We start from the raw sequence: 12,295 nt of genomic DNA, 5'->3' as shown, positions 1-12,295 counted from the left end.
CCTTACAGTAGATTACCTTATTTCCTAAAATTAATTTTTTTTATACCTAAAGTTTTGTAGAATAATAAAAATCCAATGTTAAGGCCAAGTGACTTCCGCAAATGCGCTGTCATGTTGGTCATCATTGTCCTCTAATCTAAATTGTTTAACATTAAATGGAATACTTTTTCCGTCCGATAGAAAGAAGGTTCCAGTGACTTCAAGAACAACCTTATCATTTCCATGAGGATTTTTTACTAAGTATACATATACTCTACGTAACTTGTCTTTAATTAATTGATTTAGAGCAATATTAGGTGCACGTTGCATGGGCACTAATAAGTCCTGTCCTTTGGGAATGGGACAGGGATCCCATGATCCACCACGTTGTGCCGAAAACAACAACGTTTGTTGGTCCTCAGTTGAAATTGTAATATTTAAAAGTGTGGGTCCTTCTTTATCATCGGCCCATGCTGGCACATGATAATTAATTTGACAACTTACTATTTGAACTGGTGCTGGCTTAACGTTTACTGATAGTGTTTTTTGTATTTTTGAACCAAAGACGTCTTCTCCCGATAAAGTATAAGTCTCATTCGCTGTTGGATAAAAGTCGCGCGATCCTGAAGCTGAAACTGGTTGGTTGTTTAAAGTGAGATTGACCAAACCGGAGGATTCCCAACCTAGGTTTACAGGTTCACCTGCAAAAATTTCAGTTTTATCCGATATAAACTTATTTAATTTGCCTGGAAGAACTGCTGGGAATTTATCTGAAATAATATCTTTAGTTAGATATAGCCTAACTATCAATGGTTTACCCGGAACCAAAGTTATAATAACTGATTTATCACCTGCATCAATAACTCCACCCTTCTTAAATGGGTTTTGTGCATTTGGTGTCGAGATCCTGCCATTTGTAACTTCCAAAGATCGGGCAATGCCAATATCAGGAATGCCATTAACTGAAACCCAAGTAGCTCTAAATTCCACTGTCGTAAGATCGATAGGTACTATCTCAGTAACAATGCCTTTCTGCTTTAACTTAGCATTTATATACATACAATTAGACCAAGCTTTAACAACTTCTATTTCTACATATTGCCTTGCTCGTGAAAAAGATTGCTCATAAGAAATTTTCACTTGTCTTGTCTTACTATACTCGCTGCGCCACTGGCTGTAACTAGATTTATCAAAGTTTCCAGATCCAATAAATGGAAGAAAAGTTCCTGCGACCGGGCCGGGAATCAAGGTTTCCAAGCTTATTCCTGCTGATAAAACATCATTTTCACTTTTAAAATCAGCATTGTATAAATATTCATAAAAATCACTGCGAAAAGAGCTGCTTGTATTTAAATTTTCATAATTGTAAAGCCCTGTTCGGATTTCACCGCATGGTAGGTCTTGTGAATAGCATACGATTTGTTGAATCAATAAAGAAAATACAAAGAGTGAAAGGTAGATCGTTTTCATAGTTAATTAGTTAAAATGAAAGAATATCAAAAGTTAGATTCTTTTCAAAAAATTATTTTAACCGTTTAATAATTAGATCACTACACTATATGATTTCTATAATTTACACATTTTTAACAAATAATAAGTTAAATAGACGTGAATGATTAGTACGCTAAAACCGTGGTTTTGGGAGAATGCTTTTTACACATTTTCACTACTTCAAAAGAAAAGATGTAGCTATCATAAGATAAGAGAATCGATGTTTGACAAGTCTTTGACTATCAATATTGTTTGAAGTATTTAAGCAAATAAATAATTTGCCAAAATACCAACTATCTTTATTTTATATTTACTCTCTATTGATATAATACAAATAACGTAAACTAGGCTTCATGTACATTAGTAAGGTCATTATTAAAAACTTTAAGTCGTTTCGTCAGGCCTTTTGCCTTGATCTCGATAAAGGATTAAATATACTTGTCGGAAACAATGAGGCAGGTAAATCTACAATTCTGGAAGCTATACATTTAGCTCTCTCCGGATTATCGAACGGCAAATATCTTAAAAATGAGCTTTCTGAATACCTATTCAACTACCAGGCTGTACAGGACTATCTAAACAGTCTCAGGACGAAAACTCCACTTCTTCCTCCAGAAATTAGTATAGAGGTATTCATAGCAGGTGATTCTCTTCCTTTTTTTGAAGGTGATGGTAATAGCACAAAAAAGAGCGAATGTGGAGTGTGTCTTAAAATTGCGCTTTCGGAAAAATATAACGAAGAATATAACGAATATGTATTTAATGGTGAAATCTCTGCATTACCGATTGAATTCTATGAAATAAGTTGGACAACGTGCGCGAGGGATCACATAACCCCAAGGAAAATTCCAATTAAGTCCGCTTTAATCGATTCCAGCAGCAATAGATTTCGGAATGGGTCGGATGTGTATGTATCACATATTATAAAGAATCATCTTAGCGAACCTGAAAGAAATGGGTTAGCACATGCACATAGGAGGTTGCAAGCAGCATTCGGAAGTGATAACTCGGTTGTTAAGGTCAATGATATTATTAGTTCTATAACGAAACGTGGGGCAAATGCAAAGGAGGTGAAATTAACAATAGATTTATCAGCCAAAGATGCTTGGGAGTCGAGTTTTGTCACATCGGTGGAAGATATACCTTTCCACCATATAGGAAAAGGGGAACAAGCAATAATTAAAACGAAACTGGCACTTGAGCATAAGAAGGCGAAAGAAGCAAGCATCATATTGCTTGAAGAGCCTGAAAATCACCTATCGCACTCAAAGCTTAATCAGTTAATACACGACATCCACGAAAAATGTAAAGAGAAACAGATTTTAATTTCAACCCATAGCAGTTTCGTTGCAAATAAGCTGGGCCTTGACAACTTGATTATTATTGACAATCGAAATTCTACTCGGCTTAGAGAGTTGCCAGACAATACACAGGAGTTTTTTGAAAAAATTCCAGGGTATGATACGCTAAGGCTTATCCTTTGCAAAGTAGCAATTTTAGTCGAGGGGGACTGTGATGAATTGTTGGTTCAAAGAGCCTACATGGATAAAAATAATGGCAGGTTGCCTATCCAAGATGGTATCGATGTCATTTCCGTTGGAACAACTTTTCTGCGTTTTTTACAGATCGCCGATAAGATTGGTAAAGAAGTACGTGTAGTTACAGATAATGATGGAAAGCCGGAAGCAATAAAGAAAAAATACAAAGACTATTTGCCGCCAAATACTAAACCAGGAATTACCATATGCTTCGATGAAGTCGTTGATTTTGGGAATTTAGAAGTTGGTGGTCAAAAATTTAATTACAATACGCTGGAGCCAAAATTTCTTAAGTCTAATGGAGTGAAAACTCTCAATAAGATTTTTGGAGGAATAGGGACGGAAGATGAATTACATTCATACATGCAATCCAACAAGACCGATTGTGCTCTGAAAATATTCAGTACCAAAGAGCCTATAAACTTTCCTCAATATATTCTTGATGCAATCGTATAATAATAACAGGTTGGTATTATCAGTCGCTGGCTCTGGGAAAACCACTTACCTGGTTAGAGAAGCTATTAAAATACAAGAGCAAAATATTTTGATCACGACTTACACCGAGGCTAATGAGCGTGAGATAAAAAAAAAGTTTATAGAAATACATGGTTTTATCCCGTCCAATGTTACAATTCAAACATGGTTTTCATTTTTGCTTCAACATGGTGTAAGACCTTATCAGGGCACTGTATTTGAAGGTGAAATCAAAGGAATGCTACTAGTTAATTCAGCATCAGGTATCCGATTCGTTAATAAGCATAAAATTGCTGTTCCATATACAGAAGAGAATGATTTTGTGAAGCACTATTTTTCCTCCAACTTCAAAATCTATTCAGACAAAATTTCGAAGTTCGTCGTGAAATGTAATAGACAATCCGGAGGAGCTTTATTAAATCGCTTGTCTAAAATCTATCAGCATATCTTTATCGATGAAGTTCAGGACTTAGCCGGTAATGATCTCGAAATTCTCCTTCTTTTCCTTCGAAGTGGGATTAGGACTGTCATGGTTGGAGACCCAAGACAAGTGACTTATTTAACCCATCATGAGCGGAAATATAAAAAATATACTAATGGTAATATTAAGCAGTTCATAATAGAAAAAGCGCCAAAGAGTTGTTTCATTGATGAAACAACTCTTGCATGTTCTCATAGGAATAATCAGGAAATATGCAGTTTCTCGTCTAAGCTTTATCCGGAACTTACAGCCAGCACAGCATGTTCCTGCATGGAATGCAGATATGGAGAAGGAGATCATAGAGGCGTTTTCCTTGTAAAGAGTTGCGATATTGATTCCTATAAAAAAAAGTACGCTCCGGCTATACTAAGATATTCAATGTCCTTAGAGTCAGAATGGAACTTTGGTAACTGCAAGGGACTAGGATTTGATCGTGTCCTTATTTTTCCCACGGGCGCTATCACCAAATATCTTCAAGATGGACAATTGAAGAAAACTGTTAAGGGAAAAAATGGCACAGAGGAAGCTAATTCTTTTGATAAGGCTAAATTTTATGTGGCATTAACGAGAGCTAGACATAGCGTGGCTATCATTAGCGATTCGTTCTTCGATAAGCATATTGATGGTATACAGGAATGGGAACTGGAAAAGTGATTCATATGGGAGTTTAATACATCGACTTATAATTCAATCTAACGAGGTATTTCTAGGTAAATCTCGAATTTGCCCATTCTACTTTTTCAGTAAATCATAATCTTTTAAGCCAGGGGAGTAGTCAACTTACAAGTATGCCTGATTTATTATCACAGAACATCCGTTTATAGATGCCAGAAAACCGTGGTTTTTGAGAGACTTACCTAGATGAATTTCTTTATCAAAAATTCAGGTTATTCGGAGACTTGCTTTATAAATTACTGGCGGAAGAAACCGGAGTCATTATTGAATTTCAATTTGTCTGTAAAGACACTTAGAGAATACCTGCCTAAACTTGGCGCTTTCAATTTTGATTATAATTCCGCAGTAACAGATTCGAAATAAACATCAAATTAATTTTATATAAAATTTTAAAATGTCATAGAATATCGAGATATACTAATTCGATTTACAGAAAAGTTTAAACAGAACTTGTACCTTAAAACAAGCTATACACTTAAAATTCTTTTGACGAATATAGTTTAAAGACTTAATCGCCTCTTTTACAGATTATCAGATACGTAAAATTTATTTCTTGAAATTTTCTTTACGTAGCCCCTTCGTACAAGTTTAGTAAAATATTGGCTTCTAATTTTGACATCAATTAGTAGTAATAATTGTATATTTATAATTTCGAAACGATGGAATCAAAAAAATAGCTCACCACGTTTTTTATCAAACATTTAACCTTGTACAAAAAGTTGGATATGATTGAAAGGAAAACAAAGCAGAATCTTTAATAAGGAGCTGTAGCATATTGATGGCTGGCGATTTTCTGAATATGCTCCAGTGAAAACAATCTATTAAATTTTTAATCTCAAAATAATATTTGGTAACAATTTTATTAAATGAAAACAACCCTTATCGCGGATGATCATCATCTGGTCCAAAAAGGTTTACGAATAATGCTAAGGGAGGTATTAGGTGCTGACAATGATGTCGAGTTTGCATCGAATGGTGATGAAGTTCTTACCAAGCTCACGCACACACATTTCCATATGCTGATTACAGACCTAAACATGCCTGGAACAGATAGTTTAGAGATGGTGTCCAGCGCTTTGAAAATAAATCCTGACTTAAAAATTCTGATTGTTACAGTTGCTCCTGATGCAATCTTCGCACCAAGATATCTGCGCGTCGGTGTTAAGGGTTATGTAAGCAAAGAAGCATCCGATGATGCTTTAAGTGTGATGGTTCATAACATTCGCTACACTTACAGTCTCCTTTGATTTCTCTAAAAAGTTGTATTCATATTTTTGTATTGCTATCAATGCTTTAAATTAATGATCATTTTTTCTCGCAATCCTCTCTCACAAATCCGGAGAGGTTGCGAGAAAAAATGAGGTGTTTCTAATCCAACCACCTTATTATGGCCATTGAAAATTTAAAGATTGAAGCCCTGCAGAAGTGGGTATCGCTTTACAAGCAATTGGGAAATATCTCAGTAACCGCTCGCAGATGTGGTATTGCCAGATCTACTTTACAGCGCTGGCGGTCCGCCGCGCGGCTTAAAAGGCAGGACGAAGAGAAGTTGGTTGACCGATCACATCGCCCAAAGCGGTTAGGCTGTCAAAAGTTTAGTAATGAGCAAGAGACACTTGTGCTTAAAATTCGAAATGAGTTTAACTATGGAAAACTAAGAATTTGCTCTTGGCCTTGTTTTGCAGGAAAAACCAAATAATGGGAAAGCATGACGAAGCTCAAATAGAAACAAAAAGCGGTCATAGTGACCGCTTTTTGTTCTTTTGCAATACATTCAATTTAAAATAACATGTTAAAATAACTTTCTCTATTGACTCATATGCTGCGGCCCTTCATATCAGGAAGAGAAGGTCTTTTAATTCTGGATAAATGCCACAGAATAAAAAGGTACGAAAATTCCATTTACCGATACATCGTGATCCGTGTTTCGAATCACTTTAACCTCGGCTTTGTAAACACCGTCAATGAATGCCAAGTATGGGATTGGCCGAGTTCCTCCATAGCCATATGTATGCCATCCATCAGTAGGATTAAATGGAGTGTTCCACTGTTGTTTAAGATTAATGGCTATTTGAACTGAGGCATTTGAAGAAGTACCCGATCTAAATGTAAGCTCGATATATTCTGGAAATTTATCACTTACATGTTTAGTTTCCACATTTGCCTGCACTCTCGCTCCCTTACCACTTGCTAAACTTACTTTATGCTTTACATTCAGCCTGTAACCTCTAAAACTATCAGTCAATTGAACAAATGTGGCCTCGGTAATTATTGAAGCGTTATTCGACTCGGAAGGTACAGATGAGTTTTCTTTTGTCTGCGAATATTGAACTTTATGTTTTGCCATATCTTGATATTCCTTTTGAGAAATACCTTCAATGGATAATTCATTTGAGTTAAGGTACTCATCGAGTGCAGACGCATCTTTTGATGCAACCTGTAAGGTTACCTTATTTAATCCTGAAGGGTCGGTAAGGGTGAGTTGTTTTTTTGCAAAAGTAATACCTGATTCCTTTTCCAGTCGAGCAATTTCACTGAGTGCACTTTTCTCAGTTTCAGGATCGACAGTTGTCACATCTTGATTGTCTTGGCAACCCATGAAAAATACCGAAGAGAATACAGCAATTTTAAACAGATGTTTCATAAATTTGATGGATAAAAATGAATAAATAATTACAATCTCACCCTTCGACCGCTAAATCCTGGGTGAGATTTTGTAAATGTATTTCTAATAAGCATTAGAAACAATTCTAATGCGTAAAATAATTTGTTCTACAAAAAATGAGAATATTTATTCAAATAGACGCAAAAGTACCGTAATGACGTCTTTTTTATCCAAAAGATCACTTAAAACAGGGTTGAGCCTCGTGATAGGATTTAAGAGAATGCCAATATTTTTTTATATCGATAGATCGTATGAGTACGCACGACGAAGAATTGAAAGAACTATTGGAGTTTTTCAAAACAGCCAAGTATCCAACAATTCCTTTTCGTTTGAACAAGTATATAATCGTCCATAACGTGGATGGCGTAATAGCAAAAAGTGTATCAGACATAAAAGGATACAACGGGTCTGAAAAAGTGCTCGATTCCTTATTTAAGCATTTGAGAGAGGTAAAAGAGCTTTGTTTAAAAGAAGCGTAACTTAACTATGTGGTTAACTAAAACGAGTGCTCCACAAGATGGGAGCTGGTTTCTTGCGATCAATAAGGAATTTTTAAATGCTTACGCTCCTTATGAATTTGTATTCTGGAATGGTGGGCAGTTCAGCTCAAGCGACACGTCAGAAGAGGTTGACTTTGAATACTGGGCTCCGCTACCGGTTCCGCCTGGGGTAAAATAATCGGAAAAGGAATCCCTTTCATTATGCAAAAAAATGAAAAACATACTTATTGGCAGTGGGCTCGTAATGTCACTATCAATCATGGCTGTCAAGGCCCAGGATGTTGTTGTTGCAGCGCAAGATCCGAAAGCTTTGTTTACAAGCCCGGATGCAGGTTTGCATAAAAACAAACAGGTAGTATATCATATCGTCAAGGATTTATTAGAAAGCAATCATTGGGAGCTGGCCGATAAATACATCAGTGAAAGATACATTCAGCATAATCCCAATGCGGGCAACGGCCGGCAGGCAGTGGTAAAGTTCTTTACAGAGATCCTGAAAGTAAAACCAACGCCGATTCCCGAAAAAATGAAGTCAAAAGTTGTATCGGTGGTTGCGGAAGGCGATTTGGTGACCGTGGCTTTTGTACGTAACTATAAGCATCCTAAAGATTCTGCCAGAACCTACACAACTACCTGGTTTGACCAATGGCGTATCGTAAATGGCAAGGCGGACGAGCATTGGGATGGTGCTTTGCTGATGCCATAAGTGAATGAATAGCTTGGTGAAAAAGTATGAAGAGCAAAGATGGTGTGCTCAGGATCGGCCTTATGAATGCCACTCTTAGCAGACGTTTACGTCAGCCCGTTTATTGTTCCAGATTCCGCTGCACCGTCATGTTACTACATTTCAGGAAAGTTAGAAGAAAACACATTGATCAAATGCTTAAGATGCACCGGAGAAACCGTTGTGAAAAGGGTATGCGCAGCGCGTGCTATAACATGTGCCGGTTAACAACCCTTGAAGGCGAGCCGAGATGATACTGCTCGATATTGTTAACGATTTGATTTGTGTTGCAGGCAATGGATTCCAGACTTGAAAACGCAACATGGGAGGAGATCAGTAAATTGTTGCCCGTGTAGGTCATCAACGGATTGTCTTGCCGCGGCGGCTCCTGTTCAAAAACGTCAATACCTGCACCTGGTATGATGTTGTCAATTAAGGCATTAGCAAGATCCGTTTCATCGACTAATCCGCCTCTGCCACAATTGATCAGAATGGTGCTTGGTTTCATCTGCACCAATTCCTGTGCGGCGATCATTTTATAGGTATCATCGTTCAACGGAGCCAGCAAAACGATGATATCAGATTTGGTAATCACTTCTGTAAAGGCCACATAGCCTTTCCGGGTACTTTGCACACCTTTTCGGTCCGAGATGAGAACCTTCATACCTAGTCCGGTCGCTTTTTGTTTTAGTAACCTTCCAAGATTACCATAGCCGATTATCCCCAGCGTGCTGCCGGCTATCTCTCCCTTAGGAGGGTGCAAAAGCGCGTAACTTCCGGTACCACTATCATTCCACAATCCGCTACGGATATCCAAATGATAGGGTAGGATGTTTCTCTTTAAAGAAAAGATGAAACCCAGAACATGTTCGACCACAGCATTCGTGCACCAATCCTGAACGTTGCAAACCACAATACCGTAGCGTGCGGCTGCCTTTTCATCTATCGTGTTGTAACCCGTGCTATTGGTGGTAATCAATTTCAGATCCGGAAGCTTACTAAAATGCGATTCGTTTAATACCGTTTTGTGGGTGACGGCAATCTGAGCACCTGAAAGACGTTCCAGTACCTGATCCGGACGGCTGGTTTGAAATTCCTGCCAGTTGCAATCGAAGGACATTTTTGGAAAATCCGCCAGAAAGTTCATCTTGTCCAATACAACAATCTTCATAGCACAATGTTAGCTGATTAGTGAAAGCCCCTTTGTGGCCCGATTGATTTTTTTTCTAAAACTAAATAGAGCAATACCCAAATAAATAATTTTGTCAGGATCTGCTCTCTGCATGCTGGCCATATATTCTTCATATGTTCTGGCTTGCTGAGCGGACGTGGAAAAATCAACCCAAAGGTCATTTTCTTCCCTCTGCTGAATGAAGTTCTGTCTGATCCGGATGATTTCTTCTGTGGTGGCGCCTAATACCGGGATCGGTAGCCTTGTTAAGCCCGAATGGACAATGCCGGAAGAATCAATCAGATCAGGCCCAACCAATCCTTTGATCTTATCACCGATCGAGATGGACAAAATACTGGCAACATTGGTCTTTGAACCCGTATCGATATGCTTGTCGATGATCAGGACACACTTTAGATTGTTGAAATCCATAGATAAAAATTTATCAACAAATTTAAATAACAGGATTATTTAAAAGGTAATTTTATTTTTTATTGCGATTTGTTCCTATTTTAGTTGATTAATTTGGGAAAAATTAATTTTACGGTGCTTTATGGAAATAGTAACGGGAAAAAATCCTTCAATGGCCCTTGATAAAATTGACAGGCAGATCCTGGGGCACCTTCAGGAAAATGCCAAATTCGATATGCAGCAGTTATCTGCACTTCTTCACATGACCAAGACGCCAATTTATAAACGGATAGTGGCATTGGAACAGGCCGGTTACATTTCCAAGTATGTCGCTTTGCTCGACCGGAAAAAAGTTGGATTCCCCTTGCTGGTATTTTGTGCAGTATCATTGAATATACAGAATGCAGACTACATTGCTAAGTTCAATGAGCAGGTAAAGCTGATCGACGAAATCGTTGAGTGCTATTTGACCGGAGGGGTATTTGATTTTATTTTAAAAGTAATTGTTAGTGATTTGGAAGCGTATAACAACTTCGCTTCCAATAAACTTGCAACCATTCCAAACGTTGGAAAGATTCAAAGCTCGTTCGTGTTAACAGAGGTAAAAAGCTCTACTGCTATTCCGTTTTGACTCTTTAATTCTAAATTATTGAATGGCTTGCAATCTTTGCTGTATGAAAGTGCTATTAACAGACCCTGTATTTTTTAGTTAAAGGTGTGTCCAAACCCCGGTGGTGAAAGCTGTGTTTTCATTTTAAACAAAGTGCTAACTGATGGTGGATTTTCAAAACCAAGCTCATATGCAATGGCAATTATTGAAAGGTTGGTGGTAGAAAGTTTTTCCATAGCCCTGTCAATGATCCTGTTGTGGATATGCTGCTGAGCACTTTTTCCGGTCAGGCAACTAAGCATATCTCTTAGATAGCCGGGCGAAAAATTCAGGTGATCTGAGAGATGCTGCACGGTTGGAGCCCCTGCTTTCAAAGCATGATCGTTATTAAAATACTCATCAAGAACATGATCCATCCTTTGCAGCAAATCACTGCTATTATTGTCTCTTATGATAAATTGCCGCTTGTAGAAACGAACACAGTAATTTAACAGCAACTCAATCTGAGTGACCATTATATCTCTGCTGAATTCATCTATTCTGCTGTTTAATTCTTGTTCAATCATTTGGAAAACAGACAGAACGACCGTTTTTTCTTTTTGTGAAAGGTGCAGCGCTTCGGTGGCAGTGTAGGAAAAAAAGCCATACCCTCTGGTCTTTTCAGCCTCAGGATGATTCAAAAAAAAATCTGGTTCAATAAGCAGGATACAGTCCCAATGATCCTGCTCATCAGCAGTACCACCAATCAACTCGCCAGGTGCTGTAAAGAGCATACCTGCCTGATCATAATCATAATTAGTATGACCATATTTCTATTTCACTTTGCCGGAAAGCCTGGTGCTATACGATATTTTATAAAAATTCTGAACATTTAAGTCATGCAACAGACCAATGTCTTTTTTGCTATTTTCCCTGCTGATAAAACTTATCAGCGGATGCTGGGGGGCAGGCAAGCCAAGTGCTTTATGTATAGCGGATAAAGAATCGGATTTGTGAGGGATATTTTCGTCCTTTTTCATTTTGTTGTCTGGTTTGCTATTTGAAAAGTAGACTACCGGCAAGAAGTCCTTTAAAATCCGGTACAGCCTGCATTTTAAAGGAAAGTGGCGTTTTGCAAGTGTGATGAGGCATGCAATCTCACATGAGACATTTTTATGCAACCTGAAAGGCTCGTATCGGACCCGTTTTTAAAGCCCGATCTGCTGCGCATGGGTTTTGCAGCAAAATAAAATATCATTACAAATTTTATCAGCCCACAGAATCAGACACTTACTCTTGCTTGATTCCCTGGATTGAGGTCCTCCCTGGTTTTCAGACGGTTGAAAGTAGAGTTTCCGGTGTTTCGTGATGTAAATTAACAAATTCTTTTGGAGTTAAATCGTTAAGCGTACTGTGCGGTCTGAAATGGTTATATTCCCACCGAAAGTCTTCGATTTTTCTTCTGACGTCGTCCAAAGATAAGAACCAATTAACCGAAAGGCATTCATCCCTGAACTTTCCATTAAATGATTCAACATATGGGTTGTCCGTTGGTTTTCCTGGTCTTGAGAAGTCGAGCGTTACGCCATTCGAATAC

The 12,295-nt window shown here is 37.9% G+C and carries 15 protein-coding genes; 8 read left to right on the top strand and 7 right to left on the bottom strand.

Features of this window, described 5'->3' with window-relative positions:
* Positions 1-78: 78 nt before the first annotated feature.
* Complete coding sequence (locus tag BMY70_RS08755; protein ID WP_090334814.1) at positions 79-1,449, bottom strand: hypothetical protein; 1,371 nt, start codon at positions 1,447-1,449, stop codon at positions 79-81.
* 374 nt (positions 1,450-1,823) lie between these two features.
* On the opposite strand from BMY70_RS08755, the gene BMY70_RS08750 reads away from it, so the two are divergent.
* From BMY70_RS08750 to BMY70_RS08735, 4 genes are all read left to right on the top strand, one after another.
* On the top strand, positions 1,824-3,464 hold the full coding sequence (locus BMY70_RS08750) for an ATP-dependent nuclease (protein ID WP_090334813.1): 1,641 nt from the start codon (positions 1,824-1,826) through the stop codon (positions 3,462-3,464).
* Positions 3,451-4,617: a UvrD-helicase domain-containing protein gene (locus BMY70_RS08745; RefSeq protein ID WP_090334812.1), complete on the top strand. Its 1,167-nt coding sequence runs from the start codon at positions 3,451-3,453 to the stop codon at positions 4,615-4,617. Before BMY70_RS08750 ends, BMY70_RS08745 begins: the two co-directional genes overlap by 14 nt.
* 887 nt (positions 4,618-5,504) lie before the next feature.
* On the top strand, positions 5,505-5,885 hold the full coding sequence (locus BMY70_RS08740; RefSeq protein ID WP_090334811.1) for a response regulator: 381 nt from the start codon (positions 5,505-5,507) through the stop codon (positions 5,883-5,885).
* Positions 5,886-6,025: 140 nt separating this feature from the next.
* Positions 6,026-6,337: a helix-turn-helix domain-containing protein gene (locus BMY70_RS08735; protein WP_229209540.1), complete on the top strand. Its 312-nt coding sequence runs from the start codon at positions 6,026-6,028 to the stop codon at positions 6,335-6,337.
* A 156-nt stretch (positions 6,338-6,493) separates the two neighbouring features.
* Here the strand turns inward: BMY70_RS08735 and BMY70_RS08730 are convergent, their stop codons facing one another.
* Positions 6,494-7,282 carry a hypothetical protein gene (locus BMY70_RS08730; protein WP_090334810.1) on the bottom strand — a complete coding sequence of 263 codons (789 nt, stop codon included), beginning with the start codon at positions 7,280-7,282 and terminating at the stop codon, positions 6,494-6,496.
* A 272-nt stretch (positions 7,283-7,554) separates the two neighbouring features.
* Between BMY70_RS08730 and BMY70_RS08725 the strand changes: the two genes are divergently transcribed.
* The 3 genes from BMY70_RS08725 to BMY70_RS08715 are packed head-to-tail and all read left to right on the top strand — an operon-like array spanning position 7,555 to position 8,509.
* Positions 7,555-7,782 (top strand): DUF6965 family protein, encoded by a 228-nt coding sequence (locus tag BMY70_RS08725; protein ID WP_090334809.1) that lies wholly within the window; start codon positions 7,555-7,557, stop codon positions 7,780-7,782.
* Between the two features lie 7 nt (positions 7,783-7,789).
* The gene (locus tag BMY70_RS08720) at positions 7,790-7,981 is read left to right on the top strand and encodes a hypothetical protein (RefSeq protein ID WP_090334808.1); all 192 of its coding nucleotides are present in this window, start codon (positions 7,790-7,792) and stop codon (positions 7,979-7,981) included.
* Between the two features lie 33 nt (positions 7,982-8,014).
* The gene (locus tag BMY70_RS08715; protein ID WP_090334807.1) at positions 8,015-8,509 is read left to right on the top strand and encodes a nuclear transport factor 2 family protein; all 495 of its coding nucleotides are present in this window, start codon (positions 8,015-8,017) and stop codon (positions 8,507-8,509) included.
* Positions 8,510-8,735: 226 nt separating this feature from the next.
* Here BMY70_RS08715 and BMY70_RS08710 read toward each other — a convergent pair whose 3' ends face one another.
* Together BMY70_RS08710 and BMY70_RS08705 are read right to left on the bottom strand one after the other, a co-directional pair.
* Positions 8,736-9,698, bottom strand: coding sequence for an NAD(P)-dependent oxidoreductase (locus BMY70_RS08710; protein ID WP_090334806.1), 963 nt, complete (start codon positions 9,696-9,698; stop codon positions 8,736-8,738).
* Positions 9,699-9,707: 9 nt separating this feature from the next.
* Positions 9,708-10,130 (bottom strand): DUF2000 domain-containing protein, encoded by a 423-nt coding sequence (locus tag BMY70_RS08705; protein ID WP_090334805.1) that lies wholly within the window; start codon positions 10,128-10,130, stop codon positions 9,708-9,710.
* Positions 10,131-10,251: 121 nt separating this feature from the next.
* Between BMY70_RS08705 and BMY70_RS08700 the strand changes: the two genes are divergently transcribed.
* Entirely contained in the window at positions 10,252-10,740 is a 489-nt protein-coding gene (locus tag BMY70_RS08700) for an Lrp/AsnC family transcriptional regulator (RefSeq protein ID WP_229209539.1), read from the top strand.
* Positions 10,741-10,814: 74 nt separating this feature from the next.
* Here the strand turns inward: BMY70_RS08700 and BMY70_RS08695 are convergent, their stop codons facing one another.
* The 3 genes from BMY70_RS08695 to BMY70_RS08690 all read right to left on the bottom strand — a co-directional run.
* The gene (locus BMY70_RS08695; RefSeq protein WP_229209538.1) at positions 10,815-11,492 is read right to left on the bottom strand and encodes a helix-turn-helix domain-containing protein; all 678 of its coding nucleotides are present in this window, start codon (positions 11,490-11,492) and stop codon (positions 10,815-10,817) included.
* A 39-nt stretch (positions 11,493-11,531) separates the two neighbouring features.
* Positions 11,532-11,738, bottom strand: a complete 207-nt coding sequence (locus BMY70_RS31250) for a hypothetical protein (protein ID WP_229209537.1) — start codon at positions 11,736-11,738, stop codon at positions 11,532-11,534.
* A 292-nt stretch (positions 11,739-12,030) separates the two neighbouring features.
* The coding region (locus BMY70_RS08690) for an integrase core domain-containing protein (RefSeq protein WP_143072073.1) at positions 12,031-12,295 on the bottom strand (265 nt) is incomplete at its 5' end.

Origin of the sequence: Dyadobacter koreensis, assembly GCF_900108855.1 — a bacterium.
Taxonomy (GTDB): domain Bacteria; phylum Bacteroidota; class Bacteroidia; order Cytophagales; family Spirosomataceae; genus Dyadobacter; species Dyadobacter koreensis.
Note: the sequence above shows the minus strand (reverse complement) of the source record. Positions and strands in the feature narration are given on the sequence as shown.